Origin of the sequence: Neoakkermansia glycaniphila (assembly GCF_001683795.1) — a bacterium.
GTDB classification, from domain to species: domain Bacteria; phylum Verrucomicrobiota; class Verrucomicrobiia; order Verrucomicrobiales; family Akkermansiaceae; genus Akkermansia; species Akkermansia glycaniphila.
The window spans coordinates 55780-77087 of the sequence record NZ_LIGX01000037.1 but is presented as its reverse complement, the minus strand read 5'-3'; the positions used below and the strand labels follow the sequence as shown (position 1 = coordinate 77087).

Genomic DNA, 21308 nt, shown 5'->3' with positions numbered 1-21308 from the left:
ACACGCAAATGGATGAAAGAAATATTCGCCCGCCTGCGTATGAATACAAGACAATCGTTCGCTAAAGACTGTCCAATACCATTAAACTCATGAATACATCCTCGTCACGCCGCCGTTTCCTGCAGCAGCTCGGCCTCCTTACCGGAGGAATTGCCACTTCATCCATCGCCAGCGCAGCTCCGGGACTCGAACACGCTACATCCGCCCACTCCGCCAATACGAACGGCGTCACCCCCCGCCCCCTCGGCTCCATCTACATGGGCGGCTTCAAAGCCCCCAAACTCGAAAAAGTCCGCGTCGCCATGATCGGCGTCGGCGAACGCGGTTATCCGCACACCACCCAGATGGCCGTCATCCCCGGCTGTGAAGTCGTCGCCATCTGCGACGTCTATCAGGATCTTGCCGACAAGGCCGCCGACTATGTGCAGAAGAAGACGGGCCAGAAACCCGCCACCTACTGCAACGGCGAACACGACTACCTCCGCATGCTCAAGGAAGTCAAGCCGGACGCCGTCATCATCTCCACCCCCTGGGAATGGCATGCCCCCATGTGCATCGACTCCATGAAGAACGGCGCACATGCCTTCGTCGAAGTGCCCATGGCCATCACCATGAAAGAACTCTGGGACGTGATCGACACGTCCGAAAAGACGCAGAAGCACTGCATGATGATGGAAAACTGCAACTACGGCCGCGAAGAACTCATGTTCCTGAACATGGTGCGGCAGGGCGTCATCGGCGACCTGCTCCATGGCGAAGCCGCCTACATCCATGAACTGCGCGGCCAGATGAAGAGCGAAAATCGCGGTTGCGGTTCCTGGAGAAACTACCACTACGCAGGCCGCGACGGCAACCTGTACCCGACGCACGGCCTCGGCCCCGTCGCCCAATACATGAACATCGCCCGCAAGGACGACACCTTCAACCGCATCGTCGCCTTCGGTAGCCCGTCCATGGGCCGCGCAGCCTATGCCAAGAAAAACTTCCCGGCCGACCACAAATGGAACAAGCTGAACTATATCTGCGGCGACATCAGCACCTCCATCATCAAAACCAACATGGGCCGCACCATCATGGTGCAGTGGGATGAAACGAGCCCCCGCCCGTACTCCCGCCACAACCTCATCCAGGGCACGCTCGGCACGCTCGCCGGGTACCCGACCCGCGCAGCCGGAGAACAGATCAGCCCGAACGGCAACTACCACTCATGGCTTGAAGGCGATGCCGCACTCGCACCCCTCTACGCCAAGTACGACCACCCGCTCTACAAGCGCATCGGCGAACTCGCCGTCAAAATGGGCGGCCACGGCGGCATGGACTTCATCATGCTCAGCCGCATGATCGAATGCCTCCGCAACGGCGAAGCCCTCGACCAGAACGTCTACGAAGGCGCCCTGTGGTCCGCAGTCGGCCCGCTCTCCGAAAAATCCGTCGCAGAAGACGGCATGCCGCAAGTCTTCCCGGACTTCACGCGCGGAGACTGGAAGACCACCGAACCGCTCGCCATCATCTCCTGAGGCGCAGCGCACCGCTAACCGTATTTCAGGGGCTGTCTCCACACTGCAGGCCGCATCGGCGCAGAAGGGACAGCCCCTTTTTCTTCCTGCTACACCACTCTCCCCGGACGCGGCCTCAGGCCGCCTCTCCGGATCGTCCCTATCCAATATTAGGCTTGCAGGAGCCGGGGGCATTCACTATACTCCACGCCCAACACGAGGATCACATGGAAAAGCTTATTGTACACGGAGGATACCGCTTGCGCGGAGCCGTCAGTATCGGAGGATCGAAAAATGCCGTCTTACCCATTCTCGCCGCGTCGCTTCTGACGGACGAGCCTGTTCACATCTGCCGCGTTCCCGACGTTTCGGACGCCAACTACATGCTGCAAATTCTGCTGCAGCTCGGAGCCGATGTCGAACGCTCCAGCGGCATCGCCCGCATCCAGTGCACCAAGGACAAAATCAGCTCTTCCGCCTCGTATGAACAGGTCCGGAAAATGCGCGCCTCCATCTGCCTGATGGGGCCCCTCATGGCCCGCCTCGGCAAATGCACCCTGCCCCTGCCGGGAGGCTGCGTCATCGGCGACCGCCCCGTCGATCTTCACATTCGCGCCATCCAGGCGCTCGGAGCCCAGGTCGAAATCCACCAGGGCAATCTTCATATCCATGCCCCGAACGGCCTCAAGGGAACCACCGTGGACCTTCGCGGCGAAAACGGCCCGACCGTACTCGGCACGGACAACCTCATGATGGCCGCCGTACTGGCGGAAGGCACCACCGTCATCGAATCAGCCGCCTGCGAACCTGAAGTCGTCGATCTCGCCAACTTTCTGAACAACATGGGAGCCAAAATCGAGGGTGCGGGCACCAGCCGCATCACCATCACCGGGGTCGAAAAACTCCATGGCTGCGTTCACACCGTCATTCCCGACCGCATCGAAACGGGCACCTTCATGGTCGCCGCTGCCCTGATGGGAGATGGAGTCACCCTTCGCAACGTCTGCCGCGACCACATTCAGGACATCTCCCGCCTCCTCACCGAATGCGGCCATAAACTCGAATTCAACGAAGAAGGCGACACCGTCACCATCACCCCCTCCAAGGACTGGAAAAGCGGAAAAATCACCACCGCGCCCTATCCCGGCTTCCCGACGGACATGCAGGCGCAGATGACTGCCCTCTTCGCCCTCACGCCCGGTATCAGCATCGTCAAGGACACCATCTTCCCGCAGCGCTTCATGCACTGCTCCGAACTCAAACGCATGGGCGCCGACATCAAGGTGGATCAGGGAACCGCCATCATCACCGGGGTCGAAAAACTCTCCGGCGCACCCGTCATGGCCTCCGACCTCCGGGCATCCGCCGCCCTCGTACTGGCTGCTCTGGCAGCCGAAGGCACCACGGAAATCCGCCGCCTGTACCACCTCGACCGCGGTTATGAAATGATTGCGGACAAACTCCTCTCCATCGGAGCCGCCGTCAAACGCAGCGTAGACCTCGAACCGTAAGAACTTCCGGTTACATTCCCGAATCAAAGGCATGCCGAATCGGCATGCCTTTATTCTTCTTCCCGATCCTCCCTGCGGTGGACATGCCGCCTCCTGCGGCGGCGCGCCTCGTGGTTGCCCGGCAACCCTGCTTCGCGTTCGGCCAGCCGCCGCTTCCACATCGGCTCCCTGATTTTCCGCTCTTCCACCGCCTGCACTCTTTCCAGAGCCTGCTGCCGCATCTTCTCCTCCTTCTTCCGCAAATTCAACGCCTGCACATGGCGGATGCGCTTTTCCACCCGTGCGCTGTGCTCGCCGCCCATGGCCGGAGTCACCTTCCACGGCCCCATTCCGGCGGAACGCGTAATCGGCACACACACCATGTGCGGATCAATGAACCGGATCTCCCGAGCCAGCAGATCCTTGATCGTCGCCAGCAGGCCGCTGCCGCCGAACACGCCTTCCGATTTCAGCTCGATCAGAAACACGACATGCAGCTTCGTCGCCCGCATGCTCATCCGAGCGAAATTCCGAAGGGAAGTCCCCTCCTCCGGATACTCCTGCGGAGCGGCAACCGCCGCCGTCCGCAGCAGGAACAGCGTATCCCTCACCTTGCGGCAGAGGGCATCCACCAGCTCCCGCACCTTCGGCCGCGCATCGAAGCGGTAATCCTTTACCTCGATCAGCCACAGATCCTTCCTGCCCGGATGGTACAGCAGAAAATCCATCTCCTTGCAGCTCGTGCAGAAATTCTGCGCCTGCCGGGAATAGAAATCCGAGCACTCGAATCGGCATACATGGTAACCCACCTCAAAATTGAAGCGGTGCACGCCTTCGACAAAACTTTCTCCCGTCTCGAACATGAATACGCCGTCTCCTCTTCAGGACATCTTCAAATACCGGTCCGCCTGCTCCACTTCGGCTTCGAGCGAAGCCAAAGGCCCGACCTCATCCAACGTATCGCCCTGCTTCATGCGCACGCCGCAGCGGTTCTCGCTCGGCACCTGCAGCCCGAAGAAATGCCGCTTCACCTGCGCATTCCGATCTTCGGCCAGCTGCATCACCAGCTCACGCAGCAGGAACAGGCTGTGCGTACTCAGAATCACCTGCACCCCTCCCTTGGCCATTTCCAGCAGAAGCTTGACGATGCGCGGCAGATACCCCGCATTCAAATTCATCTCCGGTTCATCCCAGAACAGCACCGATCCCCGGTGCACCACGCCGTTCTTGATCAGCATGCCCAGAGTGCCGAGCCGCTTGAACCCCTCGGCCACCAGGCTCATCTCCATCGGCTCCTGGCCGGGCCGCTTCAGGTAGAACCGGCCGTCCATCCTGAGCAGCGTACCGGAAAGAATCTTCTCGATGCGCTCCAGCACGCGCTGCATGTGCACATCGGACAACGCCTCCTCGGGCACCTCCTCCAAATGGCGGCACAAATCCCACGACGTACCGTCCAGCAGCTCCGGGTACCGCTTGCCCACCTGCATGTAGCAGGGATAAATGGAAAGAATCTCGCGGGCGGAAAGGAACACCACATTCTCCCGCACGAAACGGGCGGGCATCTCCTCGATATGCAACCCCTCCTCCTCGTGGTTCGCCTCGAACGAAAAAAGCAGCTCTCCCGATCCGGCAGGCACTCCCTCCCCCTCCATGCTCACATGCACATGCGCGCGGGCATTGCCTCGGTTCATTGCCGTGAGGCCGGACAAATCCCGCGCACCGAACACCCGCATCAAAGCCAGCCGCAGCCGATTCTCCTCGGCCCAGAGCTTCGGCAGCTCCTTGTTGCCGCCTCCCGCACTCCACTTGGTCGCCGCATACGCCAGCTTCATCAAATGGCTCTTGCCCGAATCATTGCCGCCGACCACCACATTGATCCCCTTCACAAAATGAAAAACTTCCCGGTCGGGAAACAACGTGAAGCCTTCCACATCCAGCGTGCGTATCATATGGCAGCAAGTATACAGGAAAACATACGCCCCCGCAAGACAGGAATCGCCAAATCCATTGCCCGCAATCCGCTCCGGACACCGCAAAATTCGCCCGTGTAACAAGTTTAGAATTGCAAAAAACGGCGAACCGGTAGATACTGGAACCCGCATATGAAACCTACACTCCTTGTTCTCGCAGCAGGTATGGGCAGCCGCTACGGCGGCCTGAAGCAGTTGGATCCGATGGGCCCCAACGGCGAAGTTGTTCTGGATTACTCCGTTTTTGACGCCATCCGTGCCGGATTCGGCAAAGTCGTCTTCATCATCCGCCGCGACTTCGAGCAAGTCTTCAAGGAACAGGTCGGCAGCCGCTTCGCCGACAAGATCGAAGTGGACTACGCATTCCAGGCCCTCGACGACCTGCCCGCAGGATATGCCGTACCCGAAGGCCGCGAAAAGCCCTGGGGCACAGCGCACGCTCTCCGCGCCGCCCGCGACGTCGTCAACGAACCCTTTGCCGTCGTCAATGCGGACGATTTCTACGGCGCCGACGCCTTTGAAAAGGCCGCCAAATTCCTCAGCACCATCGCCGATGAACCCGGCAAGGCCCACTACGGCATGATCGGCTACCCGCTCAAGAACACGCTCTCCGACAACGGCGACGTGAACCGCGGCATCTGCTCCATCAAGGACGGCTACCTCACGGGCGTCGAAGAATTCGTCAAAATCAAGGCTGACGACGACGGCGTCGTACGCGGCGACAACCTCGCCGGAGAACGCCTCCCCGTCGATCCGGAAGAACTCGTCTCCATGAACTTCTGGTGCTTCAACCCCTCCTTCATCCAGCTCACGGAAGCCCACTTCACCGAATTCCTCTCCAAGCACGGCAAGGAACTCAAGAGTGAATGCTACATTCCCACCGTCGTGGACGAACTCATCAACAGCGACCGCGCCGACTGCTCCGTCATCAAAACCACGGCCAACTGGCTCGGCGTCACCTACCCGAGCGACAAGCCCATGGTCGTCGCCGGCATTCAGGAACTCGTCAACCAGGGAGTCTATCCCGCTAAACTCGACTGATCGCCATGCACGACCTTCGTCAAATCTCGAACATGTTCGACCTCCGTGCCGATTTCGTGCACGGGTACTCGTACGGCAGCGGCCACATCAACGACACGTACTGCGTCTGGGTGGATCAGGCCGGCCTTCGCGTCCGCTACATCCTGCAGCGCCTCGCACAGAACGTCTTCAAGCAGCCCATTCCGCTGATGAACAACGTCAAGCGCGTGACAGACCACGCCCTTGCACGCCTGCTCGAAGAAGGCTGCCCCGAAGCGCACCGCCGCACGCTCACCCTCATCCCCGGCAAGGACGGCAAGCCGTACGTGCAGGATGCAGAAGGCAACGTCTGGCGTGTGTACCCGTTCATCGAACGCGCCCGCACCTACGACACCATCGAAACCACGAAGCAGTGCATCGAAGCCGCCCGTGCCTTCGGCAACTTCCAGAAGCTCACGGCCGACCTTCCCGGAGAACCGCTCTTCGAAACCATCCCGGACTTTCACAACACCACGAGCCGCATGAACGCGCTCAAGGCTGCCATCAAGGCCGACCCGTTGGGCCGCGTCAAGGAAGTGCAGAAGGAAATCGACTGGTACCTCTCCCGCGATGAAGACTGCCACATCGTCGTGAACTACCTCGCTTCCGGCGAACTGCCGCTGCGCTGCACGCACAACGACACGAAGCTCAACAACGTCATGCTCGACGATGTAACGGGCGAAGGCATCTGCGTGATCGACCTCGACACCACCATGCCCGGCTCCGCCATCTACGACTTCGGCGACATGGTGCGCACGGCGACCTCTCCGGCCGCCGAAGACGAAAAGGACACCTCCCTCGTCACCTGCCGCATGTTCATGTTCGAAGCCCTCGTCGAAGGCTACCTCGACACGGCCAAGTCCTTCCTCACCCCGTTGGAAAAGAGCCTCCTTCCGTTCTCCGGCAAGCTCCTCACGATGGAATGCGGCATCCGCTTCCTCACGGACTACCTCTCCGGCGACGTGTACTTCAAGATCAAGCGCCCCGAGCACAACCTCGACCGCTGCCGTACCCAGATGGCGCTCGTCGTATCCATCGAAAAACAGATGGACGCCATGCAGCGCCTCGTCGACTCCAAATAACACCAACCGGGCGCCCGAAGGAAACTCCGGGCGCTCTCTTCATCTCCTCATATCATGAAAATCCTCATTACGGGCGGAGCCGGATTCATCGGCTCCCACATCGCCGAACACTACCAGGGCATCGCCGAAGAAATCCGCGTACTCGACAACCTCCGCACAGGCTATAAGAAGAACCTCGACGGCCTCAACATCACCTTCATCGAAGGCTCCATCTGCGACCGTGAAACCGTTCGCAAGGCCGTACAGGGCGTCGACTACATCTTCCACATGGCCGCACTCGTCTCCGTGCCGGAATCCATGAGTAAAATCTCCGAATGCATTGACATCAACTGCAACGGCCTCCTCAACGTCCTTGAAGAAGCCTCCGCTGCCGGAGTCAAGAAACTCGTGCTCGCCTCCTCCGCCGCCATCTACGGCGACAACCCCACCGTGCCGAAGCTCGAAACCATGTACCCGGAACCCAAGAGCCCGTACGCCATCACCAAGCTCGACGGCGAATACTACCTCAACATGTTCCGCGCCGAAGGCAAAATCAACACAGCAGCCATCCGCTTCTTCAACGTCTTCGGCCCCCGCCAGGACCCGAAGGGCGCCTATGCCGCCGCCGTGCCGATCTTCATCGAAAAAGCCGTCAAGGGCGAAGACATCACCGTCTTCGGCGACGGATCCCAGACCCGCGACTTCATCTACGTCAAGGACATCGTCGGAGCCCTCACCTTCGCGGCCGAACATCCCGAAGTCACCGGCGTCTTCAATGCCGGATACGGCGGCCAGATCACCATCGAAGAACTCGCCCAGAACATCATCAAGGCGGCCGGTTCCTCCTCGAAGGTACTGTATGCTCCGGAACGCCCCGGCGACGTCAAGCACTCCCGTGCTTCCTCCGACAAACTCCGCCATGCCGGATGGCAGCCGAAGCACACCCTCGCCGAAGGACTCGCCACCACCCTCGAATACTTCAAGGGCATCCTCGGCAAGTAACCTCTCCTTCCCGCAAGGAAATCCGGGGGCTTATGGCATGGCCGTAAGCCCCCTTTGCATCGCCACTTCCCCCATCGCATCTTTATGGAAGACGACGAACGCCGCCCAACCTATGCCGAACTCGGCAAGCGCGCCGCCCACCTGCTTGCAGACATGCAGACCGGGGGAGAAATCCTGCATCCAGTCGTCAACACGACTCGGAAGCTTGCATCGCATTTCTGGGGCTTCGCATGGATGAAACATCTTGCCCGCTGCGAAGAAAGCGGCCTCGCTCTCGCACCCGGCCGCTCCCTGCTGCGCCACGGCTGCGTGCTGGATCTCGAACTGGCGCCCGGCACCGTTCACGGCAAAGTCATGGGCGAACGCCTCTACGACATCCGCATCGATCTCACCCCCCTCGATGAAGAACGCATGGATGCCATCCGCCATGCCTGCGCCGGAAAAATCGACTCCCACATTTCCCTCCTCGAAGGCAAACTCGACGATGCGCTCCTCCGGCAACTCTGCGATCCGGATACCGGGCTCTTGCCCGCTCCAGAAGAATGGCGCATGAGCTGCACCTGCCCCGACTGGAGCGAACCATGCCCCCACGCCGCCGCCGCCGTCTATGCAGCCGGAACCTTGATCGACGGCGACCCTTCCCTGCTCTTCCTGCTGAGATCCGTCACGCTGGACGACCTCGTCGGCAAGGCTCCCGAAATCGCCAGTGCGGAAGACTTCGATACGGATTCGCTCAGCCGCACATTCGGCATCGACCTCGATCAGCTTTGACCGCGCGACATCTCCTCGCTCTTGCGGGCAGCTTCGCGCACCCCGGCAATCACGGCATAGCGCAAATTGTGTGCATCCATTGCATTCAGCGCAGCAATCGTCGTCCCTCCGGGCGAAGTCACCGCATCGCGCAATTCCATCGGATGCCTGCCGGACTCCTGCACCAGCCGGGCGGAACCCAGCATCGTCTGCGTCGCCAGCTTCAGGGCATCTCCACGCGTCAAACCGAGCGATACTCCGGCATCCGCCATCGCATCCAGAATCGTGAACATATAGGCGGGAGCCGACCCGGCAACTCCGATCACCGCGTGAATCTTCTCCTCCGGCAGCTCGACGGCAATGCCGACGGCTTCCAGCAAGCGGCGGGCTGCCGCCAAATCATCCTGCGTCGCCAGGCTGCCACCGCAGAACGAAGAAGCACCCATGCCCACCAGCGCGGGCGTATTCGGCATCGCTCTCACCATGCGCAACTCCGGCGCACAGGATTGCATCGTCGCCAGAGTCACCCCGGCGGCGATCGACAGCACGCAGGGCTTCTTCCCTTCGGCAGATGCCAACTCCGCCAAAGCAGAGCACACTCCTGCGGGCTTTACGGACAGAATCACCATATCAGCCAGAGCTGCCATCTCACGGATGGAGCCGCACACATGCACAGAGGGAAACTCCCGCACGATTTGACTGCACGCTTCGGGCGTCCTGTTGAACAGGTACACATCCGCTTCGCGCACCACACACGCCCTGAGGATCCCCCCCAGCAAAGCACGGCCCATCTGGCCGCAACCGATCACACCCAATTTCATCATGGCATGATCATAGCACATGCCGCACCATAAAAAAAGCCTAACATGATCGTGTCGCGCAAAATCGCTCACCACCACTAATGGATTGACATCGAAATATCATGCAGTCTATGATCTAGTCGCTATGCAAATCATCCCATCTGCCGTATGTATCGTCTGCATCTCTTCCTGCGCCATTGCCTCGCAGGACTATAAAAATCAACACGAAGAGGTACAACAATCCATGAAACAATTCCTCAAACACCTTCAAAGCGTGAAAGATCGTGCAAGCGCCGATGCCGTTGCGGAAAAAATCAGGGACGCCGAAAAACGGGTCACCGATAATCTGAAGGCCATGCGTGCACCGCAATCGAAAGAGGAAGAAGCCATCTTTGAAGCCCAAACACCGGTTATCGTTGCGTTGCTTGAGGAGATTGATGCAACAGCCAACGATATTGCCGCACACAATTGGTACCAAAGCGAAAAACTGCGTGGAGCACTTGAGAATGGCGTCGGCGCACCCACCAAAAAAGCGGAAGGCATCCCGCAACAGGCACCTCAAACATTGGATGCCGACGAACAGCGCCGCCATGACGAATTCATGAAAAAGCATGCCGATACCTTCAGTGGAGGCAATGGCATGAGCATGCAAACAGCCGTCATCATTCATTCGCCGGGAGAATACAATGCCGTTCCCAATGAACGCCTGTACTGGTCTACCGTCTACCCCGGCAGCACCAAAGGCCTCCAGACCCTCATTCAAGGGGAAGACGGTAAAATATACGACCAGATTGTCATCCATACCGAACACGGTTCCAAAACCCTCTACTTCGATATCACGGCCGACTTGCTCAAATTGAACAAAATGCTGGAAGAAAACAGCAAGGAATAAATCCTTCCAAATATTGATTCATCAATGGTTTGCCCTGTATCAGCATGGCAGGCTTCGATTGCAGGTGGCAAAGGACCTACCAGAACGAAAATTTTACCGTTCAGGCATTCTTCGGAAAATTTTCTACTGAAAACTCGGAATAACCATTACCTTCCAATACATCATAAAATATAAAATTCTATCATTTTCAACTTGACTCCAAGTAAAAACCGTCTATTTTAAAAAAGAATCGATGTTCGCACGATCGTGTAAATCCTTTCCCGGCTGAACCGACAAAAAACAATCATATCCTACCCTTTCTATCCCGTTACATTGATGAAACTTCCCTATCATATCCTTATTCCCGGCTTCGTGGTTTGCGCTCCAGCCTTGGCCGGACCGGAACACACGGCTAGCCTGCTGCATTTGTACAAGTGCATCGACGAACACATCGCCGTCCTGAAAACGGTGCAGGACAAACCGAGCGCCGATGCCGCCGCGCAAAAAATCCCTGCCAGTTACGAAGCGATATGCAAGGCCTTCCAAAGCATGGATAAACTGGAACCACCTGATGCGGAGGAACTGATGAACATCGCTTCCTCCTATCGGGCCATTCATGAGAGGCTTCAGAAGGAATACTCCGCCTGTGCCCGGCCTCTGCTCGCCAACAACTGCTACGGAAGTACATCCCTGCAAACGGCTCTTGAACCGTATCCCACTCTCTCCGATCTCCTCGATACGCTTTCAGATCGCGCACAGGAAACGAAAGACTCCGCATCGACCACAATCCCGGAACATTCCACCACGCAGAGCGACGAAGAACGCCGACGGCACGACCGCTTCATGCAGGAGCAGTCCGCCACCTTCAGCGGCGGCAACGGTCTGAGTATGGAAACGGCCATTCGCCTCCATTCGCCGCATGGCTACGATGCCGTCGCCAAAGAAAACCTTTATCTGGATTCCGTATATCCCGGTTGCCAGGCAGAAAACCAATCTCTGCTGAGCGGCAAATCCGGCAGAATGTACGACCGGATCGAAATCCGCACGAAGAACGGAACCAAAATGATCTATTTCGATGTGACGGATGATCTGAAGAACCTTCGGGAGCAGACTCAAAAGACCAAACAAGCCCCTTGACCGGTCAGCCGGCCGCCGTCTCCATACGTTTCAACTCCTCGACAGCGTCACGGTGCCGCTGTTCACATTCATGCAGAAGACGGCTGCCGCCTTCTGCAACGCTTGAATCCTGCCTCTGTTGCTGCAGTTCGTATTCCTTCTGCAAAAGAGCGGTCAAATCGCGTTGCAACCTGAGACGCTCGTTCGCATTCACAGCCAAATCACGCCGATGCAGAATCAATTCTTCCCGTGCAGACAGAACATCATCGATTGCGGCCCATCCGGCGTTGTATTGAGCCTGTTTGAGTTGAAACCTTGCGACCAGCACATTGTCCAGCTCCACCGAATTCTCCATGTACGACAGGCAGCGTTTGGCATCAAGATATTCGATTTCCGCCCGCAAAGCCTCGTCTGCATCACTCCCCGCCTGGTACTGCTCGCGCATCATGTCTCTTGTCTTTTTCAGGCACTCGATTAATTCACGCTGTACATCGATTTTATCCTTCAAGCTTGCAGCCTGATCCCGTTTGTTTAAAAGCAGATTCTTTTCCGCCTCCAACACATCGGCAAAAGAAGCCAGCCCGCTCTGGAATCTTGCTTGCGCACGCTGCACATCATGCGCCGCCTGCCTTGTATCAAGCTGTTGAGTTCCGGAACCTCCCGCCTGCGCCCCGGTAACGGTACAGGACAGAGTCAGCATGCAGATAATCATATCAGACACGTTCATCATCGCCATCATAGCCCGTCCTTGTTCTTTGTCAATTGAAAAGTCGACATTCAAAACGCTCATATTCAACGGGAGAAATAATTTCCATCAAATGCCGCGGCATAACACGATGCATTCTCAAGCATCGTCGGATTCCATTGATAGAATCGCGTATGAAATGGAAAAAGAATCATTGACACGCAACATCATATACACTAAAAACATACTATCCCTCATCCCTTATGTCCGCCATACCCCCATTATCCTGCTGGATGGCCATTGCTGCATGCGTCGGCGCTCCCATCCTCGAAGCCCAATCATCCTACGATCCTCCCGTGACCATTACGCCGCGGAGAGTCATCATGCCGCGAGCCGTTCGAATCCCCGTCGAAATCTCCAGAGCCACCGCCCGCATAAGCATCGAAGGCAACCGGGCTCAAACCGAATTAACGCTGACTGTCCGCAATTCCGGAGCAGCAAATACAGAAGCGGAACTGCTCCTCCCTGTACCGGAAGGAGCCATCGTCAAGGGGTTTTTCTACGGTAACGGACAAGGTAAATACACGGCGTCCCTGCTTCCCGCACAGGAAGCGCGCAGATTGTACGATTCCATTGTGGCGAGGGCCCTGGATCCTGCACTGCTGGAATTCGCCGGCTTTGCAGCCATCCGCACGAGCGTGTTTCCTGTTCCGGCCCGCTCCGAAGTCACTCTCACCATCGTGTACGATCAAGTCGTCTCGCCGGAAAACGGCCGCTTCGACTATATCCTTCCCCGCTCAGAATCATTGGAAAAGAATACGGAATGGCAAATTCGCGCCGAAATAGCGCCTCCTTGTACCAATGTCTACTCTCCGACACACGACATGGAAACGGCAGCGCTGCAAAACGGCACAACCGTACTCACCCTGCCTGCAGCCAGGAACCACAATCCGGGAGCTTTCCGCCTATCATGGCAGGGAGCAGCGCCGACCCTCGGCATACCGCAAACAACGGTTTATGCCTGCCCGGATTCGGCAAATCCAAAAAACGGCTATTTCATGCTCATGATCGGAGGAGATTCCATTACCTCCGATGCCAAAGCAGCAGCCATTCCCCGGGAAATCACCCTCGTGATCGATAGATCCGGCAGCATGCGGGGCGACAAACTCGACAAGGTCAAAGAATCCGTCAAGCAAATCATCGCCGGGCTTCAGGAAGGAGAATCCTTCAACCTGATCACCTACAACGAAGGTGTAGAGCCTTTCTCCCACGAGCCCGTTCTCAAAACTCCGGAGCAGGAACGCAGAGCCTTCGAATGGATCGACGGCATGAATGCCCGGGGAGGAACCAACATCCACGAAGCCCTGAAACAGGCCCTTGCCCCGCCCGTCCGAAACGGCACACTGCCCCTCGTCATCTTCATGACGGACGGAATGCCCACGATCGGAACGACTTCGGAGAAAGCCATTCTGCAATTGGCAGCTTCCCATAATCCCGGCAAAAGGCGCATTTTCACCGTCGGCGTCGGAGAAGACGTCAACGCGCCACTCCTGCGCAATATGGCCGAAACCTCGAGAGCCGTTCCCACGTACATTCTGCCGAAGGAAGATGTAGAGACGAAAATGGCTTCCCTCTTCCGGCGGCTCGGCGGACCGGTGCTGGCCGATGTCGAACTCACTCTTCCGGGCGATGTTTCGCGCACCGGAGATATGGTTCCATCCACCATCGGCGATATTTACAACGGCCTGCCCGCACTCGTCACGGGCACCTACAAGGGCACCTCTCCCTTCAACATCCTCGTCAAGGCCACCCGCCCGGATGGCATTCGCATCGATATCCCCTTCACGGTCGATCCCGGCCGTATCTCCACCCAGCGGGACGATTTTGTCGGCCGTCTTTGGGCGTCTCGCCAAATAGGCCGACTTCAAGCCGCCTTGACGGATATGGGGGCCAACATGCAGGATATCGCCGCCTTGCAGCGCGATCCGAAAACAAAAGAAATCATCGAAGAAATCATCGAAGAAATCATCCGCCTCTCCATCGAATTCGGCATCATGTCCGATTTCACCTCCTTCTTTGCAGACGACGGCAGCCGTGCCGCCCATCCGGCAGGCACGCCGCTGCGGCTTTCGGATCCCCATCTCCGGGCTTCCGCATGGAGCGGTTTTGCCGTACAGGAGCGAAGCGGCATGGGAGCCGTTTCCAAACAGGGCAATATCGCGGACATGAACGAACAGAGAATCCAGAACAAGCGCAATGCCCGTAATACGGCGGACGGATCGGCCCGCGAGGCGGACACCATCGCGCAATTGGCGCAGAACGCCTACTTCAAGCAAGGAGGCGTCTGGGTGGAAAACAGCGTCGTCCAGCAATCCCCCGATCAGAACATGGCTCCCCGCTACGACCGCATCGTCCAGATCGGCACCTCCGAATACATGAAAGTAGCCGACCGCCTGATCTCCGAAAACAGGCAATCCCTGCTCGCCCTCGACGGCTCCGTCAACATCCGGCTCGGCGATGAATTCATTCTCCTCCAAAACACGATCACACCCTGACAACAAACACACCCCCCATCATGAACCACATCACGACATTCCTTGCGGGACTCGCCCTGTGCAGCATCACCGCACAGGCTCAGAGCAATCCCGAAGCGGCGGCAACCTCGGTTCTCGCTCCGAAACAGGCACCCAAAGCCAACATTCAGCTCGCAATCCTGCTGGATACTTCCAACAGCATGGACGGACTGATCAACCAGGCTCGCGCACAAATCTGGAAAATCGTCAACGAACTGACGCTCGCGCGCCAAAACGGACAACTGCCTAATATCCAGATCGCCCTGTACGAATACGGAAATTCCCGCCTTCCCGTCGAATCCGGGTGGATACGGCAGGTTTTGCCTTTTACGGACGATCTCGATGCCGTATCGGAACAACTCTTCGCCCTCCAGACGTCCGGTGGCACCGAACTCTGCGGAGACGTCATCGCGCAAGCTACCCGCGAACTCGCGTGGAACAAGGACGATCCCGAAGCCCTCAAGCTTGTATTCATCGCCGGCAATGAAAATTTCGATCAGGAGAAAGGCTCTTCGTACGAAACAAATCAGCTGAACAGCATCTCCGGCAAAAACCATTCATCGAAAGTCGAGGCCAAAGAACCCACCTACAAGGGAGCTCTGAAAACGGCCCTCGAAAACGGCATCACGGTCAATACGATCTACTGCGGCTCCATGAACGACGTAGATGCAATCCTCTGGAAAACGGCGGCCCGGCAGGCCGACGGCACTTACGCCAGCATCGACCAGAACTCGACACCGCCCGATCCGGAAACGCCCATGGACAAGGAACTAGCCTCCTTGAGCGAAGCTCTGAACAAGACGTATCTTGCCTACGGCAGCCGGACTATGCAAGAGATGCGACTGAATAACCAAGCGATGCAGGATTCCAATGCCGCCGGCATCGGTTACGGAGCGGCCGCATCGCGTGCGTCCGCCAAAGCCAGCAAAGTGGCCTACCGCAACACGTCTTGGGATCTCGTCGACCGCTTTGAAAATCCGGATACCTTCACGCTTGACTCCATCGGCGGAGCAGACAACCTGCCCGACGAACTCAAAGGCAAAACGGAACAGGAAATCAAGGATTACATTTCCGAAAAATCCAAGGAACGAAACAACCTCCAAAAACAGGTGCAGGAGCTGAGCGGCAAACGCGCTCAATGGATATCGGATTACCGCAAAAAACAATCCGATGCAGGAACCAGAGAAAAAACGCTGGACGACGCTATTCTCGAAACCGTCAGAAACCAGGCGAAAAACAAGAATTTCCGCTTCGAAAAACAGGCGACTTCCTCACAGCCGGAAACCCCGTCTGCGCCATAAAGCCATCCCTTGATCTTTTCGTGTCCAAGGGAAGCCGCAACAGTGGCTTCCCTTGTTTTTTGACGCCGCACTCCGGGTCAGATCAAATCCTTTCCATGCCCTCGCGGCAGAAGAGAAGCTTCACTTTTTCAATCCCAGAGGATTGGCCGGACCTGACGGTTGCACCGGGGCAATCCGCCCCGCAGGAACCGGAGTCCCTGCACCATGCAGGATGGCCGAACCTCCCTTCGGCAGGTTTACTTCAACGAGGCCATTCCCCAGATCGCGCACCGCGGCACCCTTGCACTGCACCCCGGTTCCGAGACCATGCACAATGCGGCACGGCTGCCCGGCTTCACTGGTAATGGATATCCATTCGGTTTTTCCATTCTTTCGCTCGGCAGCAATGCGGAAACCTCCTTCAGCCCGCAGATCGCGGAAGACGGCATCAGGCCAAGCTTTCGGCATCGCCGGAAAAATACGGATGACTCCTCGGCCGGACTGCAGCAGCATTTCATGAATGGACTGGGCCGCAGACAGCGGAGTTTCGATGACGGGCTGTCCCCCTTCGGAATACATGGTCGAAGGGGTCACATAGGGCTTCAAGCCTTGCAGGTATCTGTAAGCTCCCTCACCATCGCCCAGCATGGAAGAAATCAGAGAGCCGCCTGTAAAGGAATACCCTTGCAGACCTCCCTTGAAGCTGTGCCAATGCTTCAGAGACCGGCGAATCAGCTCCGCCTCGGCGGGATCTCGGGAATCGACCGTCTGCAACGGATAAACCATCAGGAGATGGGAAAAATGGCGATGGCTGGAAGTCAACTGCACGTCGCGTCCAATGCGGTAGCCCTTGTCGTCCTGCGGGTAGGGAGTCAGATTGTCAGCCACATCCTTCCAACTGTCTTTCAGCGGGTCCTGAATATGCAGAATATCAGCCGCTTCCAACAATGTCTGGCATCCCCACTTCAACAGGGACAAATCGTACGTAGCATCGTAACTGTCCGCGTATTCGGGAGAATGCGTCACGGGAATGTGCCACTTGCCATCCGGCCCTTTTTCGATAAAGTGGAGGTAATAATTCACCGCACGCCTCAGGATGGGATATACATCTTCACGCAGAATGGCTTCATCCATGGTGACGCGGTATTGCAACCAGAGGTTATGGCAGGCCCAGATCAGGTCTCCCACTTCGCAATCCTTCTCTTTCTTCCCGTTGCCGGGATAGCCGGTCGGAGCCAATCCTTCCTGCCCCGTGCATCGGAAAACGGCAGCCGAATCCTTGCGGTATTGTTCCGGCACGGAGTCGATGAAGTTCTGCCTGTTGCGGCGCATGCCCAGCCTAAGGGAATCGGCAATCACCATGCGGTTGCCGACATAAGCGGGCCAATAAGTCAGCTGGATGTTGAGGTTCCACCATGTTCCGCACCATGCGGTCGGCTGTATCCAGGGCCCCATCGTATCGATCAGCATGCCTCCCGCACGCCCGGCCGATGCCAGCTTGTACATCTGCATCCAGTAGAAAGATTCCCAGTACGAATCAGGCAGGGAAACGAAAGCATTCCGGTAATAGGACGACCACCAGTCCTGATGTACCCTGTCCAGATGTGCTACCGGTTGCGCGGCAGCCTTGTTCACGCCGTCCACGGCATCCTTCGTCGTATTTCCTGCCGGATAGGCATGCCGGATGCTCACCAGAAAGCGGGTCGTTTGATCGTCCTTTTGCCTCTTCCAAGCCGTTGTCACCACACCGTCGGGCAACAGAGGCTGTTCCCATACGGTCACGCCGTCCACCACGGATTGCCTGCCTGCGGGGTTGTTCGGATAGGAAGCGTTGCCCGCCTTGGGCAGCCCTTTCTTCAGCCAGCGGGGAGAAATGGCCTGTGCCGGCTTCATTTCGAACGCCCCCTCTTCTTCACCACCCTGCGGCAATACCTCGATCACCATCAAAGGCAATTCCGCGTGCACATAAGCCCGTATCTTCAAAGAACCGGCATCCGTCATCACCTCGCCGCGCAATTCCGCCTTCCAGAGATCGAGCCGCAAGTCGCACTCGGTAATCCGGCCTTTGGTAGCCAGAGAAAAATGGCCGATCGGGAGACGGGCTCGGGAAAAAAGCACATCAAGATCCAAAGGCCTTTTTTCTTGGACGTCCCCACGGCCAAGATCGAAACGCAGGCTGCGTTCGTTCTCCTTGTACACCATCATACCGAGCATGCCGTTCCCCAGAAACGGAGCTGCCACCCAAGAACCCGGCAATGCCTTCCAGACGGAATCATTGCGAGACATGAAAGCGGGCCAGTCCACCGCATCCGACACTGTATTGCTCTTCACTCCTGTTGCAGGCTTGCCGGATTCTTGGGCGGCAGGAGAGGAAAGAGAAAGAGGCAACAACATCAGCGACAAGAGGAAGGAACGAAACATAGGCATGGCAACAATTGTATTCGAAGTATCATATTGAAAGCCCTCGGCTCGTCAAGAAAAAACGAAATAATTCGCATGCATTTCCAGGAACAGAAAAAACAGGGTTGCCCGAGGCACCCTTGTGCTTGACTTGGAGATTCTTCCGCGCCATAATGCAGAAAGTACGGGGTAAACCAGATGTCCACATCGTGGGCGCCCCGTGACAAATATCTTTTTCTATGAAAGCACATACCTTCTGCACAACACTCCTTCTGCTGGCTGCGTCCGGTCTCGCGTGGGCGGCTCCCCAGTTCGACCGGGTCTATGGCTCCCATATGGTACTGCCCCAGAGCAAGGCCGTTCCCATCAGCGGTACGACCGATGCGTCAGGTGAAATCGTCGTCAGGTTCGACGGCCAGACCGTCCCCGCCATGCGGACGGGCAACAAATGGAAAGCCGAACTGAAACCGATGAAAGCCAACAAGACGGGTCAGAAACTGACCGTCACCCAGGGCAAGGACACGGTCGAACTTGACGATGTTCTCATCGGTGAAGTATGGCTCGCCTCCGGCCAATCCAACATGCTCTGGAGACTCAACCAGACGCCCGAAGGCAAAAACGCCATCCAGAAAGCCGACAACGCGCAAATCCGCATCCTGCACAACGAACCGCAGGTGCACACCAATCCCGCCGCCTACAAGGATGCCGATCGCGCCAAGCTGACCAAGGACCAGTTCTATACCGGACAATGGGCCGTCAACTCGCCGCAGAGTGCGCCTCGCATGTCGGCCGTCGCCTACCATTTTGCCAATGTTCTGCAAAAGGAGCTCAATGTACCGGTCGGCATCATCCATTCCTCACTCGGCGGTTCGGAAATGGCTGCATGGATTCCAGATTCCATCCTGAAAAAGAAACCTTTCTATTCCTCCTGCCGGGGCAACAAATGGCTGGAAAGCCCGCTCATTTCACCTTGGGCTCGCGGCCGTGCCAAACAGAACATCGCCCAGACCCTCTCTTCCGGAGAACCCATGCACCCCTACAAGCCCGGCTTCCTGTACAGCTCCGGCATCGAATGGATCGCACCGCTCCCCGTCAACGGCATCATATGGTACCAAGGTGAAACCGATGCCGAAGCACAGGACATGAAGCAGAACGCCACCCTTCTCCGCGACCTGATCACCTCGTGGAGGCAAGCCTTCGGCAATGCGGAATTGCCGTTCGTCATGGTACAGCTTCCCCGCATCAACGACAAGAGTGCCGTCCGTGCCTATTGGCCCGAATTCCGAGCCGTTCAGGATGGAATCGCCGCCACCATGCCAAACGTCGCCAGCGTCACCACAATCGACCTCGGTTCCACCAACAGCAACGTGCATCCGCCGAGTAAAACGGAAGTGGGTACGCGCCTTGCCCATACGGCGGCAGCCCGTTTCTACGGCAAGGATCTGCCGTACTCCGGCCCCGCCATGGAACAGAAAGCCGCCGCCGGAGCATCTCTGACCATCCGGATGAAACATGCGGATGGCATGAAAACTACGGACGGGCAGGCGCCACGAGGATTCGAAATAGCCGGGAAAGACAAAAAATTCCATCCGGCTACGGCTGTGATCGAAGGGAATACCGTCAAACTGACAGCCCCGCAGGTTCAGAACCCCGTCCATGCCCGATATGCATGGGCCACCTTCCTTGAACCGAATCTGGTCAACAAGGACAATCTGCCAGCGGTGCCGTTCTCCACAGCTCTCGGCCAGCCCAAATAACGGCCTTCTCCGTTTCTCCGCACTTCATCCATGGTTCCCTCAGCCGGAACCATGGATTTTTTATTTGATATCCACTCGAAAAACAAATTCCAGGCAACAAATCGGCAGACTTTGGTGTCTCAATTCCGTAAAGCCATGAAACCCTTGACGATCACAGCTCTGCTTCCCCTGTGCGCCCTGCTCTCCATCCCGCTTCTGTCAGGATGCCGGAGCAGCAGAACCGATATAGACACCCGATCGGTCCGCAAGCTCGACATCAACAAATACATGGGCCGATGGTATGAAATCGCCCGTTTCGACCATCGCTTCGAACGCGGCCTCGTCGGAGTAACCGCAGAATACAGCCTGCTGCCGAACGGTAAAATACAGGTACTCAACAGCGGTTACGAACACTCATTCGACGGCACCCACAAAACCATCGCGGGCAAAGCGAGCCAGCCCGACCCGCTCGAACCCGGCAGGCTCAAGGTATCCTTCTTCCCTCTCGTCTCGTCCGATTATTACATTCTGGAATTGGATGAAGTACATTATTCCTTCGCCCTCATCGGCAGCAGCTCCGACCGATACCTCTGGATCCTGAGCCGCACGGCCGAGCTTCCCGAAGATACGAAGGAATACCTGCTCGACCGCGCCAAAGCGCGGGGATACGATACATCGCGCCTGTACTGGACTCCCCAGCACAAAATTCGTCCATCCGCCGAAACCCATTCACCTTCAGGCAACCCATGAATATCACCCACCATCACGCACAACACTGCTTCGACACGGTCATCGAAGGACACACGGCCTGTGTGGAATACCGGATCAGCCCCGGTACATTCGACATCATTCACACGCGCGTGCCTGCCCCTTTGGAAGGCAGAGGCATTGCCGCCGCACTGGTGCAGACTGCCTACGATTATGCCCGGAGCCGCCAACTGGCTCTCCGCGGCTCGTGCTCCTATGCGGCCGCATGGCTCAAGCGGCACCCCGACTATCTGAAACCGGCATCCTGAATA

18 protein-coding genes are annotated in these 21308 nt (G+C 57.4%); 13 read left to right on the top strand and 5 right to left on the bottom strand.

Annotated elements, in window-relative coordinates; translation table 11 throughout:
* Positions 1-89: 89 nt before the first annotated feature.
* Both AC781_RS10485 and murA read left to right on the top strand, forming a co-directional pair.
* Positions 90-1517: a Gfo/Idh/MocA family protein gene (locus AC781_RS10485; protein WP_067777517.1), complete on the top strand. Its 1428-nt coding sequence runs from the start codon at positions 90-92 to the stop codon at positions 1515-1517.
* A 206-nt stretch (positions 1518-1723) separates the two neighbouring features.
* Positions 1724-3007 carry a UDP-N-acetylglucosamine 1-carboxyvinyltransferase gene (gene murA / locus AC781_RS10480; RefSeq protein WP_067777516.1) on the top strand — a complete coding sequence of 428 codons (1284 nt, stop codon included), beginning with the start codon at positions 1724-1726 and terminating at the stop codon, positions 3005-3007.
* Positions 3008-3057: 50 nt separating this feature from the next.
* On the opposite strand, the gene AC781_RS10475 is transcribed toward murA, so the two are convergent.
* Together AC781_RS10475 and AC781_RS10470 are read right to left on the bottom strand one after the other, a co-directional pair.
* Positions 3058-3849: a hypothetical protein gene (locus AC781_RS10475; protein WP_067777515.1), complete on the bottom strand. Its 792-nt coding sequence runs from the start codon at positions 3847-3849 to the stop codon at positions 3058-3060.
* A gap of 18 nt (positions 3850-3867) precedes the next feature.
* Positions 3868-4935 carry an AAA family ATPase gene (locus AC781_RS10470; protein WP_067777514.1) on the bottom strand — a complete coding sequence of 356 codons (1068 nt, stop codon included), beginning with the start codon at positions 4933-4935 and terminating at the stop codon, positions 3868-3870.
* A gap of 153 nt (positions 4936-5088) precedes the next feature.
* Between AC781_RS10470 and AC781_RS10465 the strand changes: the two genes are divergently transcribed.
* The 4 genes from AC781_RS10465 (at position 5089) to AC781_RS10450 (ending at position 8849) form a co-directional block, all read left to right on the top strand.
* Positions 5089-5997, top strand: a complete 909-nt coding sequence (locus tag AC781_RS10465) for a nucleotidyltransferase family protein (protein ID WP_067777513.1) — start codon at positions 5089-5091, stop codon at positions 5995-5997.
* 5 nt (positions 5998-6002) lie between these two features.
* On the top strand, positions 6003-7097 hold the full coding sequence (locus tag AC781_RS10460; RefSeq protein ID WP_067777512.1) for a phosphotransferase enzyme family protein: 1095 nt from the start codon (positions 6003-6005) through the stop codon (positions 7095-7097).
* Between the two features lie 54 nt (positions 7098-7151).
* Positions 7152-8078: an NAD-dependent epimerase/dehydratase family protein gene (locus AC781_RS10455; protein ID WP_067777511.1), complete on the top strand. Its 927-nt coding sequence runs from the start codon at positions 7152-7154 to the stop codon at positions 8076-8078.
* 84 nt (positions 8079-8162) lie between these two features.
* Positions 8163-8849 carry an SWIM zinc finger family protein gene (locus AC781_RS10450; protein WP_067777510.1) on the top strand — a complete coding sequence of 229 codons (687 nt, stop codon included), beginning with the start codon at positions 8163-8165 and terminating at the stop codon, positions 8847-8849.
* Here AC781_RS10450 and proC read toward each other — a convergent pair.
* Complete coding sequence (proC, locus tag AC781_RS10445) at positions 8840-9652, bottom strand: pyrroline-5-carboxylate reductase (RefSeq protein ID WP_067777532.1); 813 nt, start codon at positions 9650-9652, stop codon at positions 8840-8842. The two genes, AC781_RS10450 and proC, sit on opposite strands and share 10 nt — an antisense overlap.
* A gap of 121 nt (positions 9653-9773) precedes the next feature.
* On the opposite strand from proC, the gene AC781_RS10440 reads away from it, so the two are divergent.
* Both AC781_RS10440 and AC781_RS10435 read left to right on the top strand, forming a co-directional pair.
* Entirely contained in the window at positions 9774-10520 is a 747-nt protein-coding gene (locus AC781_RS10440; protein WP_067777509.1) for a hypothetical protein, read from the top strand.
* A gap of 315 nt (positions 10521-10835) precedes the next feature.
* Positions 10836-11636 (top strand): hypothetical protein, encoded by an 801-nt coding sequence (locus AC781_RS10435; RefSeq protein ID WP_067777508.1) that lies wholly within the window; start codon positions 10836-10838, stop codon positions 11634-11636.
* A gap of 4 nt (positions 11637-11640) precedes the next feature.
* Here the strand turns inward: AC781_RS10435 and AC781_RS10430 are convergent, their stop codons facing one another.
* A complete protein-coding gene (locus AC781_RS10430; protein ID WP_067777507.1) occupies positions 11641-12405 on the bottom strand; it encodes a hypothetical protein in 765 nt (254 codons plus the stop codon).
* 158 nt (positions 12406-12563) lie between these two features.
* Between AC781_RS10430 and AC781_RS10425 the strand changes: the two genes are divergently transcribed.
* Together AC781_RS10425 and AC781_RS10420 are read left to right on the top strand one after the other, a co-directional pair.
* Complete coding sequence (locus tag AC781_RS10425) at positions 12564-14855, top strand: VIT and vWA domain-containing protein (protein ID WP_083076954.1); 2292 nt, start codon at positions 12564-12566, stop codon at positions 14853-14855.
* A gap of 20 nt (positions 14856-14875) precedes the next feature.
* Positions 14876-16174 carry a vWA domain-containing protein gene (locus tag AC781_RS10420; protein ID WP_067777505.1) on the top strand — a complete coding sequence of 433 codons (1299 nt, stop codon included), beginning with the start codon at positions 14876-14878 and terminating at the stop codon, positions 16172-16174.
* Between the two features lie 120 nt (positions 16175-16294).
* On the opposite strand, the gene AC781_RS10415 is transcribed toward AC781_RS10420, so the two are convergent.
* The gene (locus AC781_RS10415; RefSeq protein WP_141675882.1) at positions 16295-18580 is read right to left on the bottom strand and encodes a glycosyl hydrolase family 95 catalytic domain-containing protein; all 2286 of its coding nucleotides are present in this window, start codon (positions 18578-18580) and stop codon (positions 16295-16297) included.
* A 212-nt stretch (positions 18581-18792) separates the two neighbouring features.
* Here AC781_RS10415 and AC781_RS10410 point away from each other — a divergent pair, with 212 nt between their 5' ends.
* The 3 genes from AC781_RS10410 to AC781_RS10400 all read left to right on the top strand — a co-directional run bounded on the left by AC781_RS10410 (position 18793) and on the right by AC781_RS10400 (position 21305).
* A complete protein-coding gene (locus tag AC781_RS10410; RefSeq protein WP_067777503.1) occupies positions 18793-20310 on the top strand; it encodes a sialate O-acetylesterase in 1518 nt (505 codons plus the stop codon).
* A gap of 135 nt (positions 20311-20445) precedes the next feature.
* On the top strand, positions 20446-21039 hold the full coding sequence (locus tag AC781_RS10405; RefSeq protein WP_067777531.1) for a lipocalin family protein: 594 nt from the start codon (positions 20446-20448) through the stop codon (positions 21037-21039).
* The gene (locus AC781_RS10400; protein WP_067777502.1) at positions 21036-21305 is read left to right on the top strand and encodes a GNAT family N-acetyltransferase; all 270 of its coding nucleotides are present in this window, start codon (positions 21036-21038) and stop codon (positions 21303-21305) included. The genes AC781_RS10405 and AC781_RS10400 overlap by 4 nt, the downstream gene beginning before the upstream one ends.
* Positions 21306-21308 lie beyond the last annotated feature (3 nt).